Source organism: Pseudomonas sp. 01L34, assembly GCF_056400265.1.
The window spans coordinates 608063-632684 of the sequence record NZ_JBFTSX010000004.1; the positions used below are offsets into that span (position 1 = coordinate 608063).

Consider the following 24622-nt stretch of genomic DNA (forward strand, 5'->3'; position numbering starts at 1 on the left):
AAATCTTCGATGAGGCCAGTGCAGCCACCTCAAAACCCGCAGAGTTCACGCAACAGCGAGGTATCCAGATGCTTCTCCACCAGATCCGCCAACCGCTCGATATCGCGCTCGCGCAACCCGTGGTAATCCACCTCCTGCACCTCCTGCAAACCAGCCCAACGCAACAGTGCACTGCACGCCGCCGGTGATTCGAACAGGCCATGCAGGTACGTACCGAAAATCTGCCCATCGGCACTTTGCGCACCATCGCTGCGACCATCGTCCAGCTGCACGGCGGCGTTTTCCAGCGCCGGCCCGGTGGTCACGCCGGCATGAATTTCATAGCCGCTGACCTGCGCATCTTCCAGCGCCAGACGCCCACGTACGTTGCGCAACTGCTTCTCTTCTTCGAGCTGCGTTTCGAACGCCAGCAAACCCAAACCGGCACTGGAACCCGGCGCGCCTTCGAGGCCCAGCGGGTCATGCACCTGCTCGCCGAGCATTTGCAGGCCGCCGCAGATTCCCAGCACTTTGCCGCCGTAGCGCAAGTGCCGCGCGATCGCCGAGTCCCAGCCGTTGCTCCGCAGGTACGCGAGGTCGCTGCGTACGCTTTTCGAACCCGGGAGAATTATCAGGTCGGCCGGTGGAATCGCCTGGCCAGGGCCGATGAATTGCAGGTCCACTTGCGGATGCAGGCGCAGTGGATCGAAATCGGTGTGGTTGCTGATGCGCGGCAGCACCGGCACCACCACGTTGAGCACTTGATCGGCCTTGTCGGCCTGACGCTGATCGAGGCCGTCCTCGGCCTCAAGATGCAGGTCCATCACATAAGGCAACACGCCGATCACCGGTTTGCCGGTGCGCGCTTCCAGCCAGTCCAGCCCCGGTTGCAGCAAGGCGATGTCGCCGCGAAAGCGGTTGATGATGAAGCCTTTGACCCGCGCCTGTTCGCTGGGCGACAGCAGCTCCAGCGTACCGACCAAATGCGCGAAAACCCCGCCGCGATTGATGTCGGCAATCAGCACTACCGGGCAGTCCACCGCCTCGGCAAACCCCATGTTGGCGATGTCGCCGGCGCGCAGGTTGATCTCGGCCGGCGAGCCCGCCCCTTCAACCATCACCAGCGGATACGCCGCGCTCAACCGTTCATGGGAGGCCAGCACCGCCTGCATGGCGATGGCTTTGTAGTCGTGATAGGCGACCGCATTCATGGTGGTGACGGCGCGGCCATGGATGATCACTTGGGCGCCGGTATCACTGTTGGGTTTAAGCAGCACCGGGTTCATGTCGGTGTGCGGTTCAAGGTTTGAAGCCTGGGCCTGCACCGCCTGAGCGCGACCGATCTCGCCACCGTCGGCGGTCACCGCACTGTTGAGGGCCATGTTCTGCGGCTTGAACGGCACCACGCTCACGCCTTGGCGCGTGACCCAGCGACACAGTGCCGTCACCAGTGTGCTTTTACCGGCATCGGATGTGGTGCCTTGCACCATCAACGTTGTCATGGGTTTTCCTTGGCATGGATTTGCAGGGCTTGTTCGAGGCGCGACCAGTCCGCTTCATCCGCAGGTAAACCAAAACGCAGGCTGCTGTTGTGGGTGAACAACCGCAGCAGAATGCCACGCCGGGCCATGAATTCATGCAGCGCTTGGGCGCGCTCGGTGATCAGCCACTGGAACAACGCGCAACCGCCCTGAGGTTTGAAACCATACTGCTCAAGCAGCAACGCCAGACGTTCGCCAGCTTCGTCAGTGCGAATGCGCTGTCGGGTGTGCCCGTGCGTATCCGTCAGGCACGCCTGGCCCAGTACGCGGGTCGGCCCACTGACCGCCCAAGGCCCGACCTGCTCGGCTAACAGTTTGAGCAACTTGCGCTCGGCCAGCACAAACCCTAGCCGCACACCGGCCAGGCCGAAAAACTTGCCGAAGGAACGCAGCACGATCAAGCCGATCTGGTTGGTGAACGGTGCCAGACTCAAATGCGGTGTGTTGTCCATGAACGCCTCGTCCACCACCAACCAGCCACCGCGCTGGGCCAGCCGCGCATGCCAATCCAGCAGACGGGCCGGGGTCAGGCTCAGGCCAGTGGGATTGTTCGGATTGACCACCACCAGCACGTCCAGGTTGTCGAGAAAGAAATCGACTTCCGACTCCAGGACTTCACGCACGACATAACCGTTGCGACGCCAGGCTTCAGCGTGCTCGGCGTAACACGGCGACAGCACGCCGACCTTGCCGGCCCTGCGCAAACGCGGCAGCAACTGAATCGCCATTTGCGAACCGGCCACGGGCAACACCTGGGCCGCACCGTAATAGTCGCAGGCGGCTTGCTCCAGACCGTCATCGGTTTCCGGCAAACGTGCCCAGGCCCGCAGCGGGATATCCGGAACCGGGAATGGCCAGGGCGCAAGACCACTGGACAGGTCGAGCCAATCGGCTTCGGCGATACCGTATTCAAGTGCTGCCTTGCGCAACCGGCCACCGTGTTCAAGCATAGAATTCAGCCCCCACGCAGAGAATCAGCAGCCATAACCATACCCCGCGCTGGACCAATTGCCAGCCACGGTCGATGGAATCGGCATCCGCCGGCACGCCTTCGCCCAACTGCGGACGCTGATGCAGTTCGCCGTGATAAATCGCCGCCCCGCCCAACTCGACACCCAACGCACCGGCACCAGCCGCCATCACCGGCCCGGCATTCGGGCTGTCCCAGGTCGGCCCCTGGGTGCGCCAGCATTTCAGCGCCAGTCGGGTTTTGCCCAACAGTGCGTAGGTCAACGCCACCAGGCGTGCAGGAATGTAGTTCAGGACATCGTCGATCTTTGCGGCAGCCCAGCCGAAACGCTCGAAGCGTTCGTTGCGATAACCCCACATCGCATCCAGGGTGTTGCTCAGACGATAGAGCACCACACCGGGCGCACCCGCCACGGCAAACCAGAACAGCGCGGCGAACACTGCATCGCTGCCGTTCTCCAACACCGATTCGGTGGCGGCGCGGGCGACTTCGGTTTTGTCCAGTTCGCTGGTCTGACGGCTGACCAGATAACCGACGCGTGTGCGCGCCTCAACCAGATCATCGCTGCGCAGGGCCTTGGCCACCGGCTCGACATGCTCGCCGAGGCTGCGCATGCCAAGCGCGCAATAGAGCGCGAGAATCTCGACGATCCAGCCAACATAAGGTGCCCAGGACAGCGCGGTGACCAGCAAGGTCAGCGGCACGACCGCCATCACCCAGGCCGTCACCCCGTGACTGCGCCAGCCGCGGCCAGCGGAGTTGAAACGTTGTTCGATGCGATCGGCAAAACGACCGAACGCCACCAGCGGATGCCAGCGTTTGGGTTCACCCAGCAGCGCATCCAGCGCGACCGCGGCGACACTCAACAACGCCACACTCATTGACTCACTCCCCAATAATTTTCATACAGCAACTCGTTGAGCGGACGCGCTTGCGCCCAGCCTTCGAGTACCAGCATCGGCGCTGGATAGAATTCCTTGACCGGCCCCAGGCAAAGAACGGCCAAAGGCTTGGCCCCGGTCGGCAAACCCAACAGGTTCGCCAAGGCTTGCGGCTCGAACAGCGACACCCAGCCCATGCCCAGGCCTTCGGCGCGGGACGCCAGCCACAGGTTCTGGATGGCACAGGACAGCGAGGCCATGTCCATTTCCGGTAACGTACGACGGCCGAAGATATGCCGTTCGCGATCGTCCATCAGCGCAGCGACCAGCACTTCGGCGCAGTCTTGGATGCCTTCGACCTTGAGCTTCATGAACTCGTCGGAGCGCTCGCCGAGGGCTTCGGCGGTGCGGACGCGTTCTTCCTCCACCAGTTGCTGGATCTGTCCGCGCAGCGCCCGGTCGCTGATGCGGATGAACCGCCAGGGCTGCATCAGACCGACGCTCGGCGCCTGGTGCGCGGCTTCGAGCAGGCGCCTCAGTAACTCGGGCTCAACCGTGCCGCCACTGAAGTGGCGCATGTCACGACGCTCGCCGATGGCTCGGTAGACCGCATCGCGTTCGGCTTCGGAAAAGGCGTTTTCTGTCATGGCCTGCTCGCGATGACGGCTTCACGATCGGGCGCCAACAACGCAGCAATCGCCGCCGGATTGGACGGAAAATAAAAGTGCACATAAGAGGCCGTCATCCGCCCCTCACGATAAACCGCCTCTGCCCCTCGCCCGCCATTGGGGCTCAGGCCACGCGCAATCGGCTCAAGCTCGGTGCTGGTCAGCGAGTGGTGATAGGTGTGCCCGCGCAGCAAACCTTCAGGCAGTTCCACCGCCTGCAAGGCCAACGCCGCCAGACGCTTCTGCATCACCGCATCACCGGTCAACAAGCCAACCAGCTCAGCGCGAGTACCCTCGACATCGGTCAACGAGTCCAGCAGGTACAGCATGCCGCCACACTCGGCCAGCAACGGTTTGCCCGCTGCGTGGTGATCGCGAATGGCGATCAGCATTGGCGTGTTTTGTGACAACGCCACATGGTGCAATTCAGGGTAACCGCCCGGCAGATAAAGGCTGTCTGCCGCCGGCAACTCGCGGTCGCGGATCGGCGAGAAGAAAGACAACTCGGCGCCCATCGCCCGCAGCAGATCCAGGCTCGCGCCGTAGGTAAATGCAAAGGCTTCGTCCCGGGCCACGGCAATCCGCACACCGGCCAGCAATGGTTCGGCGGCGATCACTTCAGGCGCGGCGAATTCCACGGCAGGCGGTAACGCCACGTCGCAACTGCTGGCCAGCGAGGCGGCGGCTGCATCGAGGCGCAGATCGAGATCATTCAATTCGCTGGCCTGTACCAGGCCGAGGTGCCGACTCGGCAATTCGATGCCGGTTTCCCGGGACAGCGCGCCGTACCAGCGCAAGCCTTCTGTCAGACTGCCTTCGAGCAATTGCGCATGACGCAGGGTGCCAACCCGGTTGGCCAACACACCGGCAAACGGCAAATCCGGCTGATAGCGCGCAAGCCCCAGGGCCAGTGCACCAAACGTCTGCGCCATCGCGGTGCCGTCAATCACGCCGAGCACCGGCACACCGAAATGCCGCGCCAGATCGGCACTGGACGGCGTACCGTCGAACAACCCCATGACGCCTTCGATGAGAATCAGGTCAGCTTCGCCAGCGGCTTCCCACAACAGGCGACGACTTTCCTGCTCGCCGACCATCCACATGTCCAGCTGATAGACCGGCGCACCGCTGGCGCGCTCTAGAATCATCGGGTCGAGAAAGTCCGGGCCGCATTTGAACACGCGCACCTTGCGCCCCTGATTGCGATGCAAACGGGCGAGCGCGGCGGTGACGGTGGTCTTGCCCTGACCGGAGGCCGGCGCGGCAATCAGTACCGCCGGGCATTGACGTGGTTGATTCACAACTCGACGCCTTTTTGCGCCTTGATCCCGGCCTGGAAGGCGTGCTTGATCATGCCCATTTCGGTGACGGTGTCAGCCAGTTCGATCATCTCCGGTTTGGCGCCACGGCCAGTGACCACCACATGCTGCATCGGCGGACGGGCTTGCAAGTCGCTGAGCACCTGATCGAGATCGAGGTAACCGTGCTTGAGGGCGATGTTCAATTCATCGAGTACCACCAGGCCAATCGACGGATCGCTCAGCAGTTCGCGGGACACCGCCCACGCAGCTTCGGCGGCGGCGATGTCACGCTGGCGGTCCTGGGTTTCCCAGGTGAAGCCCTCGCCCATCACATGAAAACGCACCTGCTCCGGAAAGCGCCGGAAGAACAACTCCTCGCCGGTGCTGCTGCGCCCCTTGATGAACTGCACTACGCCGCATTGCATGCCGTGGCCCATGGAGCGCGCAAGCATGCCGAACGCCGAACTGCTCTTGCCTTTGCCGTTGCCGCTCAGCACCAGCAGCAGGCCGCATTCATTCGGCGAGTTGGCGATGCGTTCGTCGATCACGGCTTTTTTGCGCAGCATGCGCGCCAGATGGCGTTCGTCACGATCGGGGGTATCAGTCATGGGGGAGCTCTCCGTTGAGGCTGGATAACGGCGGGCAGGCACAAGAATAGACGGCAAGAAGCCTGGCATCGCCCACCGTGATGCCGCTGAATGGATCAGGCCGGTCTCCGGGCTCATGAGCGGCACTTGGCCCGACTGCGCGCCTTCCCATGTCAATCGTCGACACAGTGGCTCAAGGCGCAGTCTTCACTCATTTACCGTTGCGGGGGCAGCGCCGGGATCGCGATCGTTCTTCGCTGGAAGAAACTCACTCACCGGCTTCCCTGTTTCACTCTGTCGACCAAGGCCACAGAGCACCTGAAACAAGCCGCGAAGGTTAGAGGGTTGGGGGTGGAGCGTCAATTAAAGACGGGACGCCTTCCGGCGAATAACTGCCGCCGATCAATTATCTGACGCCAATCTTGTGCCACACTGCCAGCAGTGATATCAAAGAGCCACAACCTCATAACACAATAACAAGGGTGAGCCACATGCAAGGCATGATCATCAGCAATCCGAAGCTGGAATTCCTGCGCCCGGTGCTGGAACGCTGGTTTGACTGTATCGACCGCTACAACGCCGTGCGCGGCGATAACGATACGCCTTACTGGTACGACGAAAACGCCAACCTCGGCCTGCTCTCTGCCGCAGCCTGGATGGCGGAAATGGTCACGCTGCAGCAAACACCGACGCGCAAACAGACCGAAGAAGGCGAACGCAACGCCCGCGCCGATCTGTTTATCGCCACCAGCGAAGAACGCGCATACCTGCAAGCCACCCAGCGCTGGCCGCGGGTCAATAGCTTGAACCTGACCCAGGCACTGGCGGACATCACCAGCGACGCGAAGCGCATCAGCTACGCCAGCGACCTGAAACTCGGCTGCCTGTTTGTCGCCCCGCAAAAAGCCCAGCACAGCGCCACCCCGGAAGAACTCCAGGACATGCTCGACGACCTGCAAAAGGAACACACCTGCGCCGTGGCCTGGTATTTCCCTTACGCCTACCGCAAGTTGCGCAATGAAGCCGGCAACTACCACCCGGGTATCGCCGTGCTGTTCAAGGAAGCCCGCGGCTGACTGGTTGAACCATCGGGTGTCTACGCTTCTCTATGATTACGTCAATGCATTCATAGGGAAGATCAGTAATGCGCAAACCCCAGCTCGTTTTCATCATCGCGCTCGCCGGAGGGCTCGCCGCCTGTGGTGAAACCTCCAGCCTGCAAGTCTCGGACGGCACCGGACCGTCGCCCAAGCTGCCGGAACCGAACAAAACCCTGATCCCGACGGTGAACATCGCCCCGGCGATCGGCTGGCCTCAAGGTAAAAAACCCACTGCCGCGCCAGGGACTCAGGTGGCGGCGTTTGCCGAAGGCCTCGATCATCCCCGCTGGCTCTACGTATTGCCCAACGGCGATGTGCTGGTGGCCGAAACCAACTCGCCGCCCAAACCCGACGACGGCAAAGGCATTCGCGGCTGGGTCATGGGCAAAGTCATGGGCCGTGCCGGGGCCGGCGTTCCCAGCCCGAATCGCATCACTCTGCTGCGGGACAAGGACCACGACGGCGTCGCCGAAACCCGCACGGTGTTCCTGGAAAACCTCAACTCGCCCTTCGGCATGACCTTGGTCGGCAAAGACCTGTACGTCGCCGACACCGACCGCTTGCTGCGTTTCCACTATGAAAACGGCGAGACGGCGATCAAGTCGCAGCCGATCAAAGTGGTCGATTTGCCGGGCGGCACACTGAATCACCATTGGACCAAAAACGTCATCGCCAGCAAGGACGGCAGCAAGCTGTACGTCACCGTGGGTTCGAACAGCAACGTCGGTGAAAACGGCATGGATCAGGAGGAAGGTCGCGCGGCGATCTGGGAAGTGGATCGCGCCACCGGCAACCATCGAATCTTCGCCTCGGGGATTCGCAACCCGAACGGCCTGGCCTGGGAGCCTCAGACCGGCGCTTTATGGACCGCAGTCAACGAGCGTGACGAAATCGGCAGCGACCTGGTGCCGGACTACATCACTTCAGTGAAGGACGGCGGGTTCTATGGCTGGCCTTACAGCTATTACGGGCAACATGTCGATGTTCGCGTCGAGCCACAAAACCCTGATCTGGTCGCCAAGGCCATTACTCCAGACTACGCGGTGGGGCCCCATACCGCGTCGCTGGGCCTGACGTTCGCCGAAGGCAGCAAGTTGCCCGCGCCGTTCACCCAAGGGGCATTCATCGGCCAGCATGGCTCGTGGAACCGTAAACCGCACAGCGGCTACAAAGTAATTTTCGTGCCGTTCAGCGCCGGCAAACCGAGCGGACAGCCGCTGGATGTGCTTACCGGCTTCCTCAACGACGAGGGAAAAGCCATGGGGCGGCCGGTGGGCGTGGTGATCGATCAGCAGGGCGGCTTGTTGGTGGCAGATGATGTGGGGAACAAGATTTGGCGCGTTTCCGCGGCCAAGTAAAGTCTGTCCGTAGGAGCGAGGCTTGCCCGCGAAAGCGGTGTGTCAGTCGATATCAATGTTGACTGTGCTGCCGCCTTCGCGGGCAAGCCTCGCTCCTACAACTCCGCCAGAACGATCATGACAAACCCCTAGGGATTATGTGCCAAGTGTTCAGGTTGCAAGACGCGCTTGGCGCTCAGATAAGCCTTCTGCCAATAAGCCTTGGACAAGCTGTCCAGTTTCACCGTGCCGCCCGTGGCTGGTGCATGGACGAAGCGCCCTTCGCCGACATAGATCCCGGCATGGCTGACCTGGGAGCCGCCATTGGTGGCGAAGAAAATCAGGTCGCCGGTTTGCAGGCCTTCCTTGCCGACGTTGGGAGCCTGCATGCCGATCATCTCGCGTGTGGACCGCGGCAAGGAAATGCCTGCGACATCGCGATAGACGTAACCGATCAAACCGCTGCAATCGAACCCGGAATCCGGCGTGTTGCCGCCCCAACGATAAGGCGTCCCCACCAGACCGAGCGCGCGAAACAGCACGTCTTCTGCCGCAGGGGAAAAGGCTTGGGGAGAACCGAAAACAATCGGTGCGCGAACCACCGGCGCAGGTGGCGGTGTGCGGCTGGCGCAGGCGCTGAGCAGCGCTGCGAAGAACATGAGTGCGAGGCGGGCCGACATCGTCATAAACAGAACATCCTGATCTGGCTGCGGCTTTTTTCTGCCACAAAGACAGAAAAGAAAACCGCCTGCGCAGAACGCAGGCGGTTTACCATCAATAATAGATCAGGATTCTAGCGGCTACGCGGCAAACTTCAAGTAAGACTTTAAGTTCGCCTTATAAACTGTCCGCTTATTTGCGCGCAGTGACGATAGGCGCTGCAGCCGGTGCCATTGCGAGTGCACGCTTGGCTTCGATGAAGGTCTTGCTCCAGTAGCTGTCGCCCAGGCTATCGACCCGGACACCACCGCTTTTGCGGCTGCTGGAGTGGATGAACTGGTTGTCACCCACGTAGATCCCGGCGTGACTGACACGACCGCGACGGCCATTGGTGGCGAAGAACAGCAGGTCACCCGGCTTGAGGGCGCTGCGAGCCACCAACGGAGCGTCAACGTTGATCATTTCGCGAGTGGAGCGCGGCAGGTTCATGCCAGCCTCTTCACGAAACAGATAACCGATGAAGCCGCTGCAGTCGAAGCCAGCCTCGGAGGTGCCGCCGAAACGGTAACGGGTACCGATCAGGGACATGCCACGTTCGAGGATGCTGTCAGCCAGAACCGGAAGCTGGTACGACTTGCCGCCGGCGAAGTCTGCCAGTTCTTTATTGGTTGCTAGCTCTTCCTGGAAAAGAATGGAAGAAGACTGCGCGGTAACTGAATTTGAAACCTGTTGTTGTGGCTCTTGCTGGGACACTGGAGAGTGAGCAGCGCAACCGAACAACAGGGTGACGAGTGCGAGAGGCACGAGGGGTGCGAAGCGATTTAGCATGGGCACGACCGTGGCTGATAGTTGTAAAGAAGCCGAGACTATGCCCGCTATCGATCTCATTTGCAAATTCAATCGATCTTTATGTGACTTATCGGTTTCTCGTTTCCATCTAAGCGCTTAAGCCCATTTTGAACCTTTGCGCAGCCTGCTCCCCTGCAGGAAAGCGGATTTGTTGACGCCTGGAATATGCCGGAACCCGCGAAAAACCTGGCTTTTACCAGCCCAACGTCTCTTTCAGGAACGGGATTGTCAGCTTGCGCTGAGCTTGAAGGGAGGCCTGATCGAGGCGTTCAAGCAGCTCGAAAAGCGCACTCATGCTGCGGGTACCGCGAGTCAAAATAAAATGCCCGACTTCGTCAGTCAGGTGCAGGCCACGACGGGAGGCGCGCAACTGCAAGGCACGCAACTTGTCTTCGTCAGAGAGCGGACGCATCTGGAAGATGAGCGCCAGTGTCAGCCGAGACTTGAGGTCCGCCAGCTTCACCGGTAGTTCGCGCGGGGATGTCGAGGCGGCGATCAGCAGACGCCGACCGCTGTCACGCAGACGATTGAACAGATGGAACAACGCCTCTTCCCAATCCGCCTTGCCGGCGACCGCCTGCAAATCGTCCAGGCAAACCAGTTCGTATTGTTCGAGGTTGTCGAGGATTTCGATGCCGCGGTCCATCAACTCGGCCAGCGGCAGATACACCGCCGGTTCACCCATCTGCTCGAAACGCAGGCAAGCCGCCTGCAACAAATGCGTGCGCCCTACCCCGTGCTTGCCCCAGAGGTAAATCAGGCTTTCCGTCCAGCCGGCGTCGGCTTCGCACAGCCGCTCGACATAGCCGAGTGCAGCGGCATTGGCGCCTGGGTAGTAATTGATAAAGGTGGCGTCATCACGCAGACGCACACCTAGGGGCAGCTGAATCGGTTTCATGCTGACTGAACAGTTCCAAAGGAACCGTTAGTGGCCTCTGTGTAAAGTTTGCGAAGTTTATACCCGTGAAGCTGACGGCACAATGCGACAGACCACAAGCAAAATCAAAGGTTTGCGTTAACGTGCTGGTTTTATGACAGTTTCTTTGGCGGTGCATGTGACAGCCGCGCGAGGGATACGGGCAAACCCGGCGTGAAACCAGGCTGCCCGCGACGAGCGATCTCGAAGCCTTACTTCTCAGACTCGTCGACACCGCCGTAGATATCCGAATCTTTATACAAATCATGCACATGGCGCACCAGGACCATGATCACCGCCGCCACCGGCAATGCCAGCAGCACACCGGTAAAACCGAACAGCTCGCCGCCGGCCAGAATCGCAAAGATCACCGCCACCGGGTGCAGGCCGATCCGGTCACCCACCAGCAACGGCGTCAGAACCATGCCTTCCAGCGCCTGGCCGACCATGAACACCGCGACGATACCGATCATGGGATACAGATCGCCACCGAACTGGAACAGACCGGCAATCAACGCCGCGCCAATCCCGATGACAAACCCCATGTACGGCACGATCGCCGCCAGACCGGCAATCAGACCGATCAACAACCCCAACTCCAGCCCGACGATCATCAAGCCAGCGGCGTAGATCACACCCAGCGCCAGCATCACCAGCAACTGTCCGCGCACGAACGCCCCAAGCACTTCATGGCATTCCCCAGCCAGGGTCATGACACGCTCTTCACGATCACGCGGCAGCAAGCTGCGGATCTTGGCCATCATCAGGTCCCAGTCGCGCAGCAGATAAAAACTCACCACCGGGATCAGCACCAGATTGGCCAGCCAGCCGATCAGCGCAAGGCCTGAAGCCGTCGCCTGACTCAGCACCACGCCGACAATGTCGGTGGTCTGGCCCATGTGCTCGCTGATCGCCGCCTTGAGCTTGTCGAACTTCCAGAAGCCCTCCGACAAACCCAACTTCGATTGCGCCCACGGCAACGCGGTGTGCTGCAACCAGTCGAGCATCTGCGGCGCCAGTTCATACAAGCGAAACAGCTGCTTGGCGAGCATCGGCACCAACACCAACAACAGCGTGGTGAGGACCATCGTGAACAACGCGAACACCGCCACCACGCCCCATGTCCGGGACAAGCCGAGCTTCTCCAGCCGATCCACCAGCGGGTCGAACAGATAGGCCAGCAACAGCGCCACCAGGAACGGCGTCAGGATCGGATGCAACAGGTAAACAAACGCGCAAAGCAGGGCCACCCCACCGAGCCAGAACCAACGCCGCGTATCGGCCATGTACCACTCCTGCTTCTATATAAAGAAAAAACTCACCAACGGAAATGCAACTGCGGCGTCGGGGCAGGCGCTGGCGCTGCGGCCGGCGCAGAACCCACAGTCACCGGCTGAACAGGTGCCGGCACCTGACTGGCCGGAACTTCCTGCAATTGCGCCAGGGACAACTGAGCTCGCAGCTGATCGGCGCTGCCGTTGACGCGATAAAGCACGCGGTCGCCATCGACACTTTGCAGACGCGCGCCAAAAGGCTCCAACAAACGCCCAAGCGTCGCATAACGCTCCAGATTCATGCCCTGCACTTCCAACAACTGCTCGCCCGACACACCTGGCTTGGCAACGAAACGCGACGCCAGACGCTCGCTGACCGCCAGCATCACCGCATCGGCCACGGCGGCGGTATCGGCGCCCTGCACGCTGCCGGCCTCTTTTTGATCGCCCAGCCACAGTCGCCACTTGGCTTGCCATTGCCCCCCTTCTTCACGGGCATGCACCGCCAGCAAGGCATCGGCATTGTAACGGTCGGAGGCACTGCGCAGTGGCGCAGGGTCGGCACCTTCCAGATTCGGTGCCGTGGCGACGATCTGTTCATTCAGGTCAGCCAGCGGCAAACGCAGCGGCAAGCCTCGGTGCTGAGCCGCCCGACGCAAGGGCGCAGCACTGGCCTGACCATCGCCGACCAGGCTCGAACCTTCGGTGGAATCGTTCAACCACCAGCCGAGGATCGACGGCCGATTGGCCCCCCACACGGCCAGCCCGGCACGACGCAAGGCCTGCTCGGTGGTGGCCGGGTCGAAATCGACTTTCAGCACTTGCGGTGGCCCGGCGTCGTAGCCGAACTGACTGATGATCTGCTGAGGGTCTTTGCGCACGGTCGCAAGGCCAGGGCTTTGCGCCGCCTTGGGATCGCCGGTCAAGCGCAACACCAGCGTTTCCAGCGCCTGCTGAGTCGCCTGGTCGCGCTCCTCCGGTGTCTGGCCGCTGACCGGTTGGCGCACTTGATAGAGGCCTTTGACGGTTTCGGCATGGCTGGCCAGGCTGACCACGGATAAACAGCCCACGAACAAGAATTTAAGAAAACGCATGGAAGATTCCTGACGACAAGAGCGGCTGGAACAGACCGCATGAAGACGATTGAGCCAGGGCTGTGACCGCAGGCCCAAGCAAAACATTCACACGATCGCGGTAAGTTTTCGCACTGTCATAACGATAGACGGTTAACGTCGTACCTTATACAGCCATGTGGGACGTCGCCAACACGGGCAATATCAGTTTTTTTAACGCGATATGCCCCTGCCCGTCGGCACGAGGATGGCCGCTGCCCCTCAAGCCTGATAAAATCGCGCGCCTTCGCAGACCGGCTACAGCCGGGTAGTGTCAAAATAGCGCGTGAGGCAATTGCCTCATCAATTTCGACAGGCCCGCTGAACTCGGTCGTTACCCCTGAATCCCCCCTAAAGGCCTGGATCATGAGCAAGCAACCCTCCCTGAGCTACAAGGACGCCGGTGTAGACATCGACGCCGGTGAAGCATTGGTCGAACGCATCAAGAGCGTCGCCAAGCGCACTGCGCGCCCGGAAGTCATGGGCGGCCTGGGCGGTTTCGGCGCCCTCTGCGAAATCCCGGCCGGTTACAAACAACCGGTGCTGGTATCGGGCACTGACGGCGTCGGCACCAAGCTGCGCCTGGCGCTGAACCTGAACAAGCACGACAGCATCGGCATCGACCTGGTGGCCATGTGCGTGAACGACCTGGTGGTCTGCGGCGCTGAGCCGCTGTTCTTCCTCGACTACTACGCCACTGGCAAACTGAACGTCGACACCGCTGCTCAGGTTGTAACCGGCATCGGCGCCGGCTGTGAACTGTCCGGCTGCTCCCTGGTCGGCGGCGAAACCGCTGAAATGCCTGGCATGTATGAAGGTGAAGACTACGACCTGGCCGGCTTCTGCGTCGGCGTCGTGGAAAAATCCGAAATCATCGACGGTTCGAAAGTCGCTGCCGGCGATGCCCTGCTCGCCCTGCCGTCTTCCGGCCCGCACTCCAACGGCTACTCGCTGATCCGCAAGATCATCGAAGTGTCGGGTTCCGACATCGAGAATATCCAGCTCGACGGCAAACCGCTGACCGACCTGCTGATGGCTCCGACCCGTATCTACGTGAAGCCGCTGCTCAAGCTGATCAAGGACACCGGCGCCGTCAAAGCCATGGCCCACATCACCGGTGGCGGCCTGCTGGACAACATCCCGCGCGTACTGCCAAAAGGCGCTCAAGCGGTGGTTGACGTCGCGAGCTGGACCCGCCCTGCGGTGTTCGACTGGCTGCAAGAGAAAGGCAACGTCGACGAAACCGAAATGCACCGCGTGCTGAACTGCGGCGTCGGCATGGTCATCTGCGTGGCTCAAGAGCACGTTGAAACCGCGCTGAACGTCCTGCGTGAAGCTGGCGAGCAGCCATGGGTCATCGGTCAGATCGCCACCGCTGCCGAAGGCGCGGCTCAGGTCGAACTGAAGAACCTCAAGGCTCATTAATGTCCCAGACCTGTGATGTGGTGGTGCTGCTGTCCGGCACCGGCAGTAACTTGCAGGCCTTGATCGACAGCACGCGGACCGGCGACAGCCCGGCCCGCATTGCTGCGGTGATTTCCAACCGCGCCGACGCCTACGGCCTGCAACGCGCCAGGGACGCGGGTATCGACACCCGCACCCTGGATCACAAGGCTTTCGAGGGCCGCGAGGCCTTCGATGCCGCGCTGATCGAACTGATCGACGCCTTCAACCCCAAACTCGTGGTACTGGCCGGTTTCATGCGCATTCTCAGCGCTGACTTCGTGCGCCATTACCAGGGTCGCCTGCTCAATATCCATCCCTCGCTGCTGCCCAAATACAAAGGGTTACACACTCATCAGCGCGCGCTGGAGGCCGGCGATACGGAACACGGCTGCTCCGTGCACTTCGTCACCGAGGAACTCGATGGCGGACCACTGGTCGTACAGGCAGTAATACCGGTAGAGTTGCACGATTCGCCGCAGAGTCTGGCGCAGCGAGTCCACACCCAGGAACACCTGATCTACCCGATGGCCGTACGCTGGTTTGCTGAAGGCCGTTTATCACTCGGCGAACAAGGTGCTTTACTGGACGGACAGTTACTCGCGGCCAGCGGCCACTTGATTCGAACCTAGGAGATTTTATGCGTCGTGCCCTGCTCTTCGCTTGCGCCCTGCTCGCCCTGCCGTTTGCGCAGGCCGCGGACCTTCATCCCTTCTCCGCCAGCTACACCGCCGACTGGAAGCAACTGCCCATGAGCGGCACCGCCGAACGCAGCCTGACCAAGGAAGCCAACGGCGTCTGGAAACTCAGCTTCAAGGCATCGATGATGATCGCCAGCCTGACCGAAGAAAGCACCCTGACCCTGGACAAGGACACGCTGCTGCCGCAGTCCTACCACTTCGAACGCGGTGGCCTGGGCAAAGCCAAGAAGGCTGATCTGGATTTCGACTGGACCAACAAGATGGTCACCGGCACCGATCGCGGTGACGCCGTCAAGCTCCCGCTCAACCGCGGCATGGTCGACAAGTCCACCTATCAACTGGCGCTGCAGCATGACGTGGCCTCCGGCAAGAAAAGCATGAGCTATCAGGTCGTCGATGCCGGCGAAGTCGATACCTATGACTTCCGCGTGCTGGGCTCGGAGAAAGTCGACACCAAGGCAGGCCAGATCGATGCGGTCAAGGTCGAGCGCGTGCGCGATCCGACACAAAGCAAGCGCATCACCGTGCTGTGGTTCGCCAAGGATTGGGATTACCTGCTGGTCCGTCTGCAACAGGTCGAAACCGACGGCAAGGAGTACAACATCATGCTCCTCGACGGTACGGTCAACGGCAAGACGGTCAAAGGCAGCTGATCCGGACCGACATGAAAGCCCCGCAAACGCGGGGCTTTTTTTCGTCTGGTGCTTAAACAACTTTGAGCTGTGGCGAGGGGGCTTGCCCCCGTTCGGCTGCGCAGCAGTCGTAAATCCTGTGTCCGCGTTTTCCCTGATTCGCCGCGTTGCCTGGTTTTGGGGCCGCTTCGCAACCCAACGGGGGCAAGCCCCCTCGCCACAGATGTTGTGGCCAAATCGTCAGGCAATAAATAGGAACGCGAACGTGAAGGAATACTCTATAAATTCAGGGTCTTTTTTGATCGAATGACTTTTCCTGATCCCTGCGAGGTTTCCCATGACCGTTACCGTCAATACTGTCTCCGCCGAAGGTTTTCGTCACAGCGTCCAGATCGATGACCATGAACTGTTTGCCGATGTTCCCAAGTCGTCCGGTGGCGAAGGCACCGCGCCAGAGCCCCATGACTATTTCGACGCGGCCCTCGGCGCCTGCAAGGCCCTGACCCTGAAACTGTATGCGAAGAAGAAGGGCATCCCACTGACCGGCGTCGGGGTCGAGGTCAAGCGCGACAACAGTGAAGAGCAGAAAGGCAAATATGCCCTGCACGTCAAACTCACGCTCAAGGGCGTACTCACCGACGCCCAGCGCGACGAGCTGCACCGCGTGGCCGACCGCTGCCCGGTACACAAGCTGATGACCACCTCTGAAGTCAGCATCGAGACTCATCTGTCCGAAGGCGCCTTCAGCCAATAGCGGCAACGGCTGCGCAAGCGGGTTATGCTCCCTGCGTCACCCGCTCAGCCTGGAACGCACCATGAACACTCCGCTCGTGATCCGCCCCCGCGCCGAAGATGTCGAAGGCCAGCCGATCCTTCGCCCTTTGCCGTCAGCCAAATGCCGCAACGTCGGGCCCTTCGTGTTTTTCGACCACATGCTCGAAACCCGTTATCCACCGGGCAAAGGCATGGACATCCGTCAGCATCCGCACATCGGGCTGTCCACCCTCACCTACCTGTTCGAAGGGCAAATCCAGCACAAGGACAGCCTCGGTTCCGATCAGGTGGTGAATGCCGGCGATGTCAGCTGGATGACCGCCGGCAGTGCGATTGCCCACGTCGAACGCACGCCCGAAGCCTTGAAGAACAGTGGCGGTACGATGCACGGCTTACAGATCTGGCTGGCTTCGCCCAAGGACCGTGAGCACGGCCCAGGACACTACAGCCACCATCCAGCAGCCACGCTGCCCGCCAGCGAAAACCTTGGCGTGAAGATACGAATGATCGCCGGGAAGGGCTTTTGCCTTGAATCACCGGTCCCGGTGCTTTCGCCTACGCTGTATGCCGAATTGAACCTGCAAACGGCGACCACGCTGCTGATTCCCACCGAGCATGAAGAACGGGCGCTGTATGTGTTGAGCGGCGAGGCGCAGCTTGATGGCGAGCTGCTGGAGCCCTACACGCTAGTAGTGTTGCCGGCCGGGGAAGAGATGACGCTGTTCGCCGAGAGTGACTGCCATGCCGTGCTGTTTGGCGGAGCGCCACTGGACGGGCCACGACGGATCAACTGGAACTTCGTGGCCAGTGATCCGGCGTTGATTGATGAAGCACGTCGGCGCTGGGCGGCCGGGGATTGGCCGACGGTGCCGGGGGAAAGTGAGCGGATTGAGTTGCCGAAACACCGAAGCCCGCCAACGCCCCTGTAACTGATCGGCTGATCGTTCCCACGCCGCGAGCGTCCCTAGAGGCATTCCCACGCAGAGCGTGGGAACGATCATCGTCCGGACCGAGAGCAGCAATCAGCCCTTGAACACTTCATCCAGCAAGTTATGCATCGACGTGAACGCGCGAGCCGCGGTTTTCGCGTCATACATCATCATGCCCGGCACGTTGGCATGCGGGTCGGTGAACGAATGCACCGCGCCGCCATAGCTCAGCAATTGCCAATCCACACCGGCGGCATTCATCTCAGCTTCAAACGCTGGCAGCTGCTCTTTCGGCACCAGCGGATCGGCAGCGCCATGCAGCACCAGCACCGAACCCTTGATGTTTTTCGCATCGTTCACGTTCGGCGTATCGAGCGTGCCGTGGAACGACACCGCAGCCTTCACCGGCGCACCGCTACGCGCCAGCTCCAGCGCGCAGCAACCACCGAAGCAGAAACCAAAGGTCGCCAGTTTCGAGGTATCGACCGCCGCCTCGCCCTGCCCTTGCAGTTGTTCGAAGGCTGCCTGCATGCGTTTGCGCAGTAAGGCGCGATCATTCTTCAGCGGCATCATCGCCGCGCCTGCCTCGTCGCCGTTCTGCGGACGAACCGATTGCCCGTACAGATCCGCGATCAGCACCACATAACCCTTGGATGCCACCGATTTGGCAATCTCCTCGGCGCCAAAGCTGACACCCATCCAGTTCGGCGCCATCAACAGACCCGGACGCGGGCCTTTATGGTCGGCATCGAAGGCCAGACGGCTTTCATACGATTGGCCGTCGATCTGATAGGCGACGGATCGAACAGTGATTTGGCTCATGACTGACTCCCAGTAAAAAAACACCAGAATGAAAAAACCCGCCGAAGCGGGTTTTTATACAACGTGGTTAAACCGACAGTTCAACCAGCAGCTTGTTCAGACGACGCACATAAGCGGCCGGGTCTTTCAAGCTGTCGCCGGCCGCCAGGGCCGCCTGATCGAACAGAATGTGCGACAGGTCGCCGAAGCGCTCGTCGCTCTGCTCGTTGTCGAGCTTCTCGATCAGCGGGTGAGCCGGGTTGAATTCGAAGATCGGCTTCGAATCCGGAACCTTCTGACCGCTGGCTTCCAGGATCTGACGCATTTGCAGGCCCAGGTCCTGCTCGCCGATGGCCAGAATCGCCGGGGAATCGGTCAGGCGATGGGAAACCCGCACTTCAGCAACGGACTCACCCAAAGCGGTCTTGAGACGCTCAACCAGGCCTTCTTTGGACTTGGCGACTTCTTCCGCGGCTTTCTTGTCTTCTTCCGAATCCAGGTTGCCGAGGTCCAGGTCACCGCGTGCCACGTCGACAAAGCTCTTGCCGTCGAAGTCGCTGAGGTAGCTCATCAGCCACTCGTCGATACGGTCGGTCAGCAGCAGCACTTCGATGCCTTTCTTGCGGAAAACTTCCAGGTGCGGGCTGTTTTTGACTTGCGCGTAGGTTTCGCCGGTCAGGTAGTAGATCTTGTCCTGACCTTCCTTGGTACGAGCCAGGTAGTCGGCCAGACTTACAACCTGCTCACCGTCGTCGCCCTGAGTGGACGCAAAACGCAGCAGACCGGCAATTTTTTCTTTGTTGGCGAAGTCTTCTGCCGGGCCTTCTTTCATGACCTGACCGAAGTTCTTCCAGAAGCCTTTGTATTGCTCAGGCTCGTTCTTCGCCAGTTTTTCCAGCATGTCCAGAACGCGCTTGGTCAGCGCCGATTTCATGGAGTCGATGATCGGGTCTTTCTGCAGGATTTCCCGCGACACGTTCAGCGACAGGTCGTTGGAATCAACCACGCCTTTGATGAAGCGCAGGTACAGCGGCAGGAACGACTCAGCCTGATCCATGACGAACACGCGCTGCACGTACAGTTTCAGGCCCTTCGGCGCTTCACGCTGGTACAGATCGAACGGAGCACGGGTCGGCACATAAAGCAGCGAGGTGTACTCGAGCTTGCCCTCGACTTTGTTGTGGCTCCAGCTCAGCGGGTTTTCGAAATCGTGAGCAACGTGCTTGTAGAACTCCTGGTATTCCTCGTCCTTCACTTCAGTGCGAGGGCGAGTCCACAGGGCGCTGGCGCGGTTGACGGTTTCCCACTCAACGGCAGGCTTCTCTTCGCCTTCGGCGGCTGCCACTTCTTTCGGCAACTCGATCGGCAAGGCGATGTGGTCGGAATACTTCTTGATGATGTTGCGCAGGCGCCAGCCATCGGCGAACTCGTCTTCGCCGGATTTCAGGTGCAGAACGATACGGGTGCCGCGATCAGCTTTTTCGACGGTGGCGATTTCAAATTCGCCTTCGCCCTTGGACGACCAGTGCACACCTTCGCTGGCAGCGAGGCCGGCACGGCGGCTGAATACGTCAACTTTATCGGCGACGATGAACGCCGAGTAGAAACCAACACCGAACTGACCGATCAGGTGCGAGTCTTTTTTCTGATCACCAGACAGGTGCTTCATGAAATCGGCGGTACCGGACTTGGCGATGGTGCCCAAGTGAGTGACCGCATCTTCACGGCTCATGCCGATGCCGTTGTCTTCGAGGGTGACGGTTTTAGCGTCCTTGTCGAAGCTCACACGGATTTTCAGCTCAGCGCCGCCTTCCAGCAATTCAGGCTTGGCCAGCGCTTCAAAACGTAATTTATCGACAGCGTCAGAGGCGTTCGAGATCAATTCGCGAAGGAAGATTTCCTTGTTGGAATACAGCGAATGGATCATGAGGTGCAGCAGCTGCTTCACCTCGGTCTGGAAGCCCAGGGTTTCCTTTTGAGTTTCCACACTCATGGTCATCAAACTCCAATCAGATGGCAGTGGCCGCGACCTTGAGGGTCGGCGGCGGGTTGTCCTCAGAGTTGGGGGCTGAGATCAGGATTTCAAGGGCTCTTCGATTTTGAAGTGGGCCCGGGCCGTGGCAATGGGCTCGGCTTCAGTGCTTTGCCAGGCGGTAATCGCCACGTTCGCCACCCGCCGCCCCTGGCGACAAACCTGGCATCGGGCCCAGGTATCGCGAAACTGCCCCGCGCGCAGGTAGTCGAGGGAGAAGTCGATAATCTTCGGCACACCGGGCGAGCCGGTGAAAATCAACAGGTGCAGCGCCGCCGAGAGCTCCATGAACCCGGCAATCACCCCACCATGAATCGCTGGCAGTAAAGGGTTACCAATGTTGTCCTTGTTGGCCGGCAGACGAAACAGCAGCTCATCTCCTACCCGCGAACATTCGACGCCGATCAGCTCGGCGTAAGGAATCAGCTGCAGCAGCGCGGCGTAGTCCCCCTGAGCATGGGCCTGTTGAAGCTGCTCCTTGAACGTGTCGGTCATTTCGTACCTCCGGAAATGGCGCCGCCAAAGCCTTTAGCGCCTTTGAGACCCTTGCCCATGCGCATGAAGGTGCCCACTACATGAGCGATGGGCTGCTCGGGGTTGTCCTGATAGGCAAAACCGCGCGCAAAAATCACATCGGTAGTCACTCGGTAGCATTGGGCGAAGCCGTAAACGTCCTTGTGTGGCTCAGCGGCATGCATGTAGTCGATGCGCAGGTCGAGCGTCGGGCAGACTTCGAACTCAGGCAGCACGCAGAGGGTGGCCATGCCGCAGGCGGTGTCCATCAGCGAGGTCAGCGCACCGCCATGAATCACCCCCGTTTGCGGGTTGCCGACGATCTGCGGGCTATACGGCAGAATCACCGTCAGCCCTTCGCTGCTGGCGCTGTGAAGGCGCATGCCGAGTACCTGACAATGGCGCAACGCCGACAGGAATCGCGTCGCACGCTCAAAAACGGGGTTTTCGGCCATTTGGTAAACGCTCCTTAGTGTCCGGGCGAAGTAGCCGGCTCTTAAGTAAAAGTTCCGTAGCAAAACAAACTTATATATCTGAATGATTTAAGGAACTTAACCCTGGTCGCTGTGCTCGAAAGGCCAGTAAATATTTTCCATCAGGAGAAACACCCCATGCGTAAGACTTTAGCTATTGCCTTGATGTTGACCGCTTCCCTCGGTCTCGCCGCTTGCGGTAAAAAATCCGAGGACAAAGCTCAAGAAGCCACCCAACATACAGAGCAAGCTCAGGAAAAAATGAGCGAAGCTCAGGATAAAGTGAACGAGGCGGCAAAAGAAAACGCTGAAGCTGCCAAAGCTCAGACTGAATCGAACGAAGCAGCGGCAAAAGAAGCCGCTCCAGAAGCACCTAAAAACTAAAAGCGTTTTTAGTGATAAAAGAAAACCCGCCAAGTGCGGGTTTTCTTTTATCTGAAATTTTGCTCGAAACGCGTCCTTAGAGCAAAACAGTCCTAAAAGTCGGACTAATCATTAGCAACAACGAACACACTAATCCGACGAACCACACCAGACTTCGCTGCCAGGCCAGATCAGCCCAATAACACAGTAAGTAGATAACGCGCGCGATCACGAAGGCGATCGCCAGTGCATCGATCAGCCATCCCGCCGTTTGCGTGGTGTGCGCCATCAACACCCCGACCGCAAACAAAATGAACGCCTCGAAACTGTTCTGGTGGGCCGCCAATGCCCGGGCGCCGAAACCTGTGAGTTGCGCCTGTTGTTGACGCGGCAGGTGATTGTTGTAACCGCCCTGCTCTTTCATCGCCTTGGCCACCGGCATGCGCGCCACGAAAATCAACAAGGCGCTGATAAACACACACCAGAATGGAATACTCATCAAGCCGCCTCTTTGTTCAGCTCAGGCAATGGCGCCTCTGTAGGTGTATAGACCATCACGTCAAGAACGTCGGAGTGAAACTCGCGGCGATACAATACCAACACGACACCGGCGCTCATCAACATGAACAACCAGGGGCTGACAAACCACGCCAGCATGCTCATGCCGAAGTAATAGGAACGCAGACCGAAGTTGAACTGGTTGGCCGCCATGGAGATGACACGGGCGGCTCGGGAAGCAAAGGCGTTACGCTCTTGCTCGGACACATGCCGCTCACCGATCATCGGTGCCGAACCCACGAGAATGGCCGCAAAGTTGTACTGACGCATGCACCAGCTGAACGTAAAGAACGCATAGACAAACACCAGCGCCAGGCACAACAACTTGATCTCCGACATGCCTTGGGAAGCCTGTTGCACCATCGGGATATCCGCAAGCAACGACACGGCTCTTTCGGATGCACCCAACACCGTGAGAATACCGGCCAGGATAATCAATGTGCTGGAAGCAAAGAACGAGGCGTTGCGCTCCAGGTTACCGATCACGCTGGCATCGGCGATACGGTTGTCGCGCAACAGCATGCGGCGCATCCAGTCTTCGCGGTACAGGTGCAGCACACTGGCCAGGCATGCGGTGTCACGGCCCTTCCATGTCGCGTAACGGGTGTAGCCACCCCAGCAGACGACAAACCAGAGCGCGGCGAGGATGTGGATCAGATTGGCGTGGATGAACGACATGCAGTTCCTTGTGATGTGTAGACGATGATGAAACCTGCGGATAGTGCTTCGACGTTAACCCAAGGAAAAAGACACTGCATCACGCGCATAAAAATGCCCCGTATCGATTGATACGGGGCATTTCCATTTGTAGCTCAAGCCCGCTTGTGGCGGGTCATGAAGCGGCTTAAGCCAGCGCTTCTTCGCGCTTGCCCAGCAGGCGGTCGCAAGCCACGGCAACCGCCAAGGTCATGACCGACGGCACCAGCCACGCCAGGCCCTGCTCGCTCAGCGGCAGGTGAGCCAGTTGAGCCGGCATCCAGTCGGCCAGACCGGCGCCCTTGAGCGCGTCGATCATGCCGAAAACGAACGACACCAGCATCACCGGACCGACGATGCGGCCCTGCTCATGCCAGAAGTCCTTGCAGAAGCTCAGGGCCACCAGAGCGATGCACGGAGGGTAGATGGCGGTCAGTACCGGGATCGAGAACGCAATCAGCTTGGTGAGGCCCAGGTTGGACACCAGCAGGGAGAACGCGGCCAGGATGATCACCAGCGTCTTGTAGGACAGTGGCAGCACACGGCTGAAGTATTCGGCACAGGCGCAGGTCAGACCGACCGCAGTCACCAGGCAGGCCAGGGAGATCAGCACCGCGAGGAAACCGCTGCCGAGCGAACCGAAGGTGTGCTGCACGTAGGCGTGCAATACCGCCGCGCCGTTGGTGGCACCGGCGGCCACTTCATGGCTGCCCGAGCCGAGACGGAACAGGCTGACGTAAACCAGCGCCAGACCTACACCGGCAATCAGCCCGGCGATGATCGCGTAACGGGTGATCAACACCGGCGATTCCACGCCACGGGAGCGGATCGCATTGACGATGACAATGCCGAATACCAGCGCACCCAGGGTATCCATGGTCAGGTAACCATTGATGAAGCCCTGGGAGAACGGTGCCGCAACATATTCAGGGGTAGCCACGCCAATGTTACCGGCCGGCAACGCGAACGCTGCGATGCCGAGTACGGCCAGGGCGATGATTTTCAGCGGTGCGAGGAACCGTCCTACGGTGTCCAGCAGACGGCCCGGATAGAGCGAGATGAAGAACACCAGCAGGAAGTACACCGAGCTATAGAGAAACAGCGCCAGCGGGCTCTCGCCGGTCAGCGGCGCCAGACCCACTTCGAACGACACGGTCGCGGTGCGTGGTGTCGCGAACAACGGGCCGACAGCGAGGTAGCACGCGGCTGCCAGCAGGCCCCCGGCGATTTTACCGATCGGGCTGCTCAAGGCATCCATTGCACCACCGACCTTGGCCAAGGCGACCACGGTGATCACCGGCAGACCGACTGCGGTGATCAGAAAACCCAGCGCCGCCATCCAGACATTAGGCCCGGACTGCAAACCGACGATAGGCGGGAAGATGATGTTGCCAGCCCCGACGAACAGGGCAAATGTCATGAAGCCCAGTGCCAGGATGTCCTGGCCTTTCAACACTTTCATTAAGGAAATACCACACTACTGAATCGGAATTTAGAGAGGGATTTCCCTTATGGGTGAGGGAAATGCTGTC

The 24622-nt window shown here is 60.1% G+C and carries 26 protein-coding genes and 1 riboswitch; of the genes, 8 read left to right on the forward strand and 18 right to left on the reverse strand.

What is annotated here, in order from left to right; translation table 11 throughout:
• Nucleotides 1-29: 29 nt before the first annotated feature.
• The 6 genes from AC1DQM_RS14790 to cobO are packed head-to-tail and all read right to left on the reverse strand — an operon-like array spanning nt 30 to nt 5948.
• On the reverse strand, nt 30-1481 hold the full coding sequence (locus AC1DQM_RS14790; protein ID WP_477746415.1) for a cobyric acid synthase: 1452 nt from the start codon (nt 1479-1481) through the stop codon (nt 30-32).
• Nucleotides 1478-2470, reverse strand: coding sequence for a threonine-phosphate decarboxylase CobD (cobD, locus tag AC1DQM_RS14795; RefSeq protein ID WP_477746416.1), 993 nt, complete (start codon nt 2468-2470; stop codon nt 1478-1480). Before cobD ends, AC1DQM_RS14790 begins: the two co-directional genes overlap by 4 nt.
• On the reverse strand, nt 2463-3371 hold the full coding sequence (gene cbiB, locus AC1DQM_RS14800) for an adenosylcobinamide-phosphate synthase CbiB (RefSeq protein WP_018925130.1): 909 nt from the start codon (nt 3369-3371) through the stop codon (nt 2463-2465). The genes cobD and cbiB overlap by 8 nt, the downstream gene beginning before the upstream one ends.
• The gene (gene bluB / locus AC1DQM_RS14805) at nt 3368-4018 is read right to left on the reverse strand and encodes a 5,6-dimethylbenzimidazole synthase (RefSeq protein WP_477746417.1); all 651 of its coding nucleotides are present in this window, start codon (nt 4016-4018) and stop codon (nt 3368-3370) included. The genes cbiB and bluB overlap by 4 nt, the downstream gene beginning before the upstream one ends.
• On the reverse strand, nt 4015-5340 hold the full coding sequence (locus AC1DQM_RS14810) for a cobyrinate a,c-diamide synthase (RefSeq protein WP_477746418.1): 1326 nt from the start codon (nt 5338-5340) through the stop codon (nt 4015-4017). The genes bluB and AC1DQM_RS14810 overlap by 4 nt, the downstream gene beginning before the upstream one ends.
• Nucleotides 5337-5948, reverse strand: coding sequence for a cob(I)yrinic acid a,c-diamide adenosyltransferase (gene cobO / locus AC1DQM_RS14815; RefSeq protein WP_007936078.1), 612 nt, complete (start codon nt 5946-5948; stop codon nt 5337-5339). Before cobO ends, AC1DQM_RS14810 begins: the two co-directional genes overlap by 4 nt.
• An 81-nt stretch (nt 5949-6029) precedes the next feature.
• Nucleotides 6030-6264, reverse strand: a riboswitch (cobalamin riboswitch).
• A gap of 154 nt (nt 6265-6418) precedes the next feature.
• On the opposite strand from cobO, the gene AC1DQM_RS14820 reads away from it, so the two are divergent.
• Together AC1DQM_RS14820 and AC1DQM_RS14825 are read left to right on the forward strand one after the other, a co-directional pair.
• Nucleotides 6419-7003, forward strand: coding sequence for a hypothetical protein (locus AC1DQM_RS14820; protein WP_477746419.1), 585 nt, complete (start codon nt 6419-6421; stop codon nt 7001-7003).
• Nucleotides 7004-7071: 68 nt separating this feature from the next.
• Nucleotides 7072-8385 (forward strand): PQQ-dependent sugar dehydrogenase, encoded by a 1314-nt coding sequence (locus AC1DQM_RS14825; protein WP_477746420.1) that lies wholly within the window; start codon nt 7072-7074, stop codon nt 8383-8385.
• 128 nt (nt 8386-8513) lie between these two features.
• On the opposite strand, the gene AC1DQM_RS14830 is transcribed toward AC1DQM_RS14825, so the two are convergent.
• The 5 genes from AC1DQM_RS14830 to AC1DQM_RS14850 all read right to left on the reverse strand — a co-directional run bounded on the left by AC1DQM_RS14830 (nt 8514) and on the right by AC1DQM_RS14850 (nt 13157).
• Nucleotides 8514-9050 carry a C40 family peptidase gene (locus AC1DQM_RS14830; protein ID WP_019579635.1) on the reverse strand — a complete coding sequence of 179 codons (537 nt, stop codon included), beginning with the start codon at nt 9048-9050 and terminating at the stop codon, nt 8514-8516.
• Nucleotides 9051-9216: 166 nt separating this feature from the next.
• Entirely contained in the window at nt 9217-9852 is a 636-nt protein-coding gene (locus AC1DQM_RS14835) for a C40 family peptidase (RefSeq protein WP_477746421.1), read from the reverse strand.
• A 214-nt stretch (nt 9853-10066) separates the two neighbouring features.
• Nucleotides 10067-10771: a DnaA regulatory inactivator Hda gene (gene hda, locus AC1DQM_RS14840; RefSeq protein ID WP_007936072.1), complete on the reverse strand. Its 705-nt coding sequence runs from the start codon at nt 10769-10771 to the stop codon at nt 10067-10069.
• Between the two features lie 230 nt (nt 10772-11001).
• Nucleotides 11002-12075: an AI-2E family transporter gene (locus tag AC1DQM_RS14845; RefSeq protein ID WP_018925123.1), complete on the reverse strand. Its 1074-nt coding sequence runs from the start codon at nt 12073-12075 to the stop codon at nt 11002-11004.
• A 32-nt stretch (nt 12076-12107) separates the two neighbouring features.
• Nucleotides 12108-13157 (reverse strand): DUF2066 domain-containing protein, encoded by a 1050-nt coding sequence (locus tag AC1DQM_RS14850; protein ID WP_477746422.1) that lies wholly within the window; start codon nt 13155-13157, stop codon nt 12108-12110.
• Nucleotides 13158-13541: 384 nt separating this feature from the next.
• Here AC1DQM_RS14850 and purM point away from each other — a divergent pair, with 384 nt between their 5' ends.
• The 5 genes from purM to AC1DQM_RS14875 all read left to right on the forward strand — a co-directional run bounded on the left by purM (nt 13542) and on the right by AC1DQM_RS14875 (nt 17654).
• Nucleotides 13542-14600 carry a phosphoribosylformylglycinamidine cyclo-ligase gene (purM, locus tag AC1DQM_RS14855; protein WP_007936066.1) on the forward strand — a complete coding sequence of 353 codons (1059 nt, stop codon included), beginning with the start codon at nt 13542-13544 and terminating at the stop codon, nt 14598-14600.
• Nucleotides 14600-15250 (forward strand): phosphoribosylglycinamide formyltransferase, encoded by a 651-nt coding sequence (gene purN, locus AC1DQM_RS14860; RefSeq protein WP_018925121.1) that lies wholly within the window; start codon nt 14600-14602, stop codon nt 15248-15250. The genes purM and purN overlap by 1 nt, the downstream gene beginning before the upstream one ends.
• An 8-nt stretch (nt 15251-15258) precedes the next feature.
• The gene (locus tag AC1DQM_RS14865) at nt 15259-15972 is read left to right on the forward strand and encodes a DUF3108 domain-containing protein (protein WP_064619375.1); all 714 of its coding nucleotides are present in this window, start codon (nt 15259-15261) and stop codon (nt 15970-15972) included.
• Nucleotides 15973-16288: 316 nt separating this feature from the next.
• The gene (locus tag AC1DQM_RS14870; protein ID WP_007936063.1) at nt 16289-16705 is read left to right on the forward strand and encodes an OsmC family protein; all 417 of its coding nucleotides are present in this window, start codon (nt 16289-16291) and stop codon (nt 16703-16705) included.
• A gap of 61 nt (nt 16706-16766) precedes the next feature.
• Nucleotides 16767-17654 (forward strand): pirin family protein, encoded by an 888-nt coding sequence (locus tag AC1DQM_RS14875; protein WP_064619378.1) that lies wholly within the window; start codon nt 16767-16769, stop codon nt 17652-17654.
• 93 nt (nt 17655-17747) lie between these two features.
• Here the strand turns inward: AC1DQM_RS14875 and AC1DQM_RS14880 are convergent, their stop codons facing one another.
• The 4 genes from AC1DQM_RS14880 to AC1DQM_RS14895 form a co-directional block, all read right to left on the reverse strand.
• The gene (locus tag AC1DQM_RS14880; protein WP_230174789.1) at nt 17748-18476 is read right to left on the reverse strand and encodes a dienelactone hydrolase family protein; all 729 of its coding nucleotides are present in this window, start codon (nt 18474-18476) and stop codon (nt 17748-17750) included.
• A 67-nt stretch (nt 18477-18543) separates the two neighbouring features.
• Complete coding sequence (gene htpG / locus AC1DQM_RS14885; RefSeq protein WP_064621333.1) at nt 18544-20448, reverse strand: molecular chaperone HtpG; 1905 nt, start codon at nt 20446-20448, stop codon at nt 18544-18546.
• Nucleotides 20449-20529: 81 nt separating this feature from the next.
• Nucleotides 20530-20982 carry a PaaI family thioesterase gene (locus tag AC1DQM_RS14890; protein ID WP_019579626.1) on the reverse strand — a complete coding sequence of 151 codons (453 nt, stop codon included), beginning with the start codon at nt 20980-20982 and terminating at the stop codon, nt 20530-20532.
• Nucleotides 20979-21455, reverse strand: coding sequence for a PaaI family thioesterase (locus tag AC1DQM_RS14895; RefSeq protein WP_477746423.1), 477 nt, complete (start codon nt 21453-21455; stop codon nt 20979-20981). Before AC1DQM_RS14895 ends, AC1DQM_RS14890 begins: the two co-directional genes overlap by 4 nt.
• A 156-nt stretch (nt 21456-21611) precedes the next feature.
• Between AC1DQM_RS14895 and AC1DQM_RS14900 the strand changes: the two genes are divergently transcribed.
• The gene (locus tag AC1DQM_RS14900) at nt 21612-21857 is read left to right on the forward strand and encodes a hypothetical protein (RefSeq protein WP_064619386.1); all 246 of its coding nucleotides are present in this window, start codon (nt 21612-21614) and stop codon (nt 21855-21857) included.
• A gap of 76 nt (nt 21858-21933) precedes the next feature.
• On the opposite strand, the gene AC1DQM_RS14905 is transcribed toward AC1DQM_RS14900, so the two are convergent.
• The 3 genes from AC1DQM_RS14905 to brnQ form a co-directional block, all read right to left on the reverse strand.
• Nucleotides 21934-22335, reverse strand: a complete 402-nt coding sequence (locus AC1DQM_RS14905; protein WP_018925113.1) for an MAPEG family protein — start codon at nt 22333-22335, stop codon at nt 21934-21936.
• The gene (locus AC1DQM_RS14910; RefSeq protein WP_018925112.1) at nt 22335-23072 is read right to left on the reverse strand and encodes a DUF599 domain-containing protein; all 738 of its coding nucleotides are present in this window, start codon (nt 23070-23072) and stop codon (nt 22335-22337) included. The genes AC1DQM_RS14905 and AC1DQM_RS14910 overlap by 1 nt, the downstream gene beginning before the upstream one ends.
• A gap of 166 nt (nt 23073-23238) precedes the next feature.
• Entirely contained in the window at nt 23239-24552 is a 1314-nt protein-coding gene (gene brnQ / locus AC1DQM_RS14915; protein ID WP_477746424.1) for a branched-chain amino acid transport system II carrier protein, read from the reverse strand.
• Nucleotides 24553-24622: the final 70 nt, after the last annotated feature.

What these genes read in the sequence shown, in the direction of transcription:
- AC1DQM_RS14790 (WP_477746415.1), bottom strand. Translation starts at nt 1,481, where the DNA reads ATGACAACGTTGATGGTGCAAGGCACCACATCCGATGCCGGTAAAAGC.
- cobD (WP_477746416.1), bottom strand. Translation starts at nt 2,470, where the DNA reads ATGCTTGAACACGGTGGCCGGTTGCGCAAGGCAGCACTTGAATACGGT.
- cbiB (WP_018925130.1), bottom strand. Translation starts at nt 3,371, where the DNA reads ATGAGTGTGGCGTTGTTGAGTGTCGCCGCGGTCGCGCTGGATGCGCTG.
- bluB (WP_477746417.1), bottom strand. Translation starts at nt 4,018, where the DNA reads ATGACAGAAAACGCCTTTTCCGAAGCCGAACGCGATGCGGTCTACCGA.
- cobO (WP_007936078.1), bottom strand. Translation starts at nt 5,948, where the DNA reads ATGACTGATACCCCCGATCGTGACGAACGCCATCTGGCGCGCATGCTG.
- AC1DQM_RS14820 (WP_477746419.1), top strand. Translation starts at nt 6,419, where the DNA reads ATGCAAGGCATGATCATCAGCAATCCGAAGCTGGAATTCCTGCGCCCG.
- AC1DQM_RS14825 (WP_477746420.1), top strand. Translation starts at nt 7,072, where the DNA reads ATGCGCAAACCCCAGCTCGTTTTCATCATCGCGCTCGCCGGAGGGCTC.
- AC1DQM_RS14830 (WP_019579635.1), bottom strand. Translation starts at nt 9,050, where the DNA reads ATGACGATGTCGGCCCGCCTCGCACTCATGTTCTTCGCAGCGCTGCTC.
- AC1DQM_RS14835 (WP_477746421.1), bottom strand. Translation starts at nt 9,852, where the DNA reads ATGCTAAATCGCTTCGCACCCCTCGTGCCTCTCGCACTCGTCACCCTG.
- hda (WP_007936072.1), bottom strand. Translation starts at nt 10,771, where the DNA reads ATGAAACCGATTCAGCTGCCCCTAGGTGTGCGTCTGCGTGATGACGCC.
- AC1DQM_RS14845 (WP_018925123.1), bottom strand. Translation starts at nt 12,075, where the DNA reads ATGGCCGATACGCGGCGTTGGTTCTGGCTCGGTGGGGTGGCCCTGCTT.
- AC1DQM_RS14850 (WP_477746422.1), bottom strand. Translation starts at nt 13,157, where the DNA reads ATGCGTTTTCTTAAATTCTTGTTCGTGGGCTGTTTATCCGTGGTCAGC.
- purM (WP_007936066.1), top strand. Translation starts at nt 13,542, where the DNA reads ATGAGCAAGCAACCCTCCCTGAGCTACAAGGACGCCGGTGTAGACATC.
- purN (WP_018925121.1), top strand. Translation starts at nt 14,600, where the DNA reads ATGTCCCAGACCTGTGATGTGGTGGTGCTGCTGTCCGGCACCGGCAGT.
- AC1DQM_RS14865 (WP_064619375.1), top strand. Translation starts at nt 15,259, where the DNA reads ATGCGTCGTGCCCTGCTCTTCGCTTGCGCCCTGCTCGCCCTGCCGTTT.
- AC1DQM_RS14870 (WP_007936063.1), top strand. Translation starts at nt 16,289, where the DNA reads ATGACCGTTACCGTCAATACTGTCTCCGCCGAAGGTTTTCGTCACAGC.
- AC1DQM_RS14875 (WP_064619378.1), top strand. Translation starts at nt 16,767, where the DNA reads ATGAACACTCCGCTCGTGATCCGCCCCCGCGCCGAAGATGTCGAAGGC.
- AC1DQM_RS14880 (WP_230174789.1), bottom strand. Translation starts at nt 18,476, where the DNA reads ATGAGCCAAATCACTGTTCGATCCGTCGCCTATCAGATCGACGGCCAA.
- htpG (WP_064621333.1), bottom strand. Translation starts at nt 20,448, where the DNA reads ATGAGTGTGGAAACTCAAAAGGAAACCCTGGGCTTCCAGACCGAGGTG.
- AC1DQM_RS14890 (WP_019579626.1), bottom strand. Translation starts at nt 20,982, where the DNA reads ATGACCGACACGTTCAAGGAGCAGCTTCAACAGGCCCATGCTCAGGGG.
- AC1DQM_RS14895 (WP_477746423.1), bottom strand. Translation starts at nt 21,455, where the DNA reads ATGGCCGAAAACCCCGTTTTTGAGCGTGCGACGCGATTCCTGTCGGCG.
- AC1DQM_RS14900 (WP_064619386.1), top strand. Translation starts at nt 21,612, where the DNA reads ATGCGTAAGACTTTAGCTATTGCCTTGATGTTGACCGCTTCCCTCGGT.
- AC1DQM_RS14905 (WP_018925113.1), bottom strand. Translation starts at nt 22,335, where the DNA reads ATGAGTATTCCATTCTGGTGTGTGTTTATCAGCGCCTTGTTGATTTTC.
- AC1DQM_RS14910 (WP_018925112.1), bottom strand. Translation starts at nt 23,072, where the DNA reads ATGTCGTTCATCCACGCCAATCTGATCCACATCCTCGCCGCGCTCTGG.
- brnQ (WP_477746424.1), bottom strand. Translation starts at nt 24,552, where the DNA reads ATGAAAGTGTTGAAAGGCCAGGACATCCTGGCACTGGGCTTCATGACA.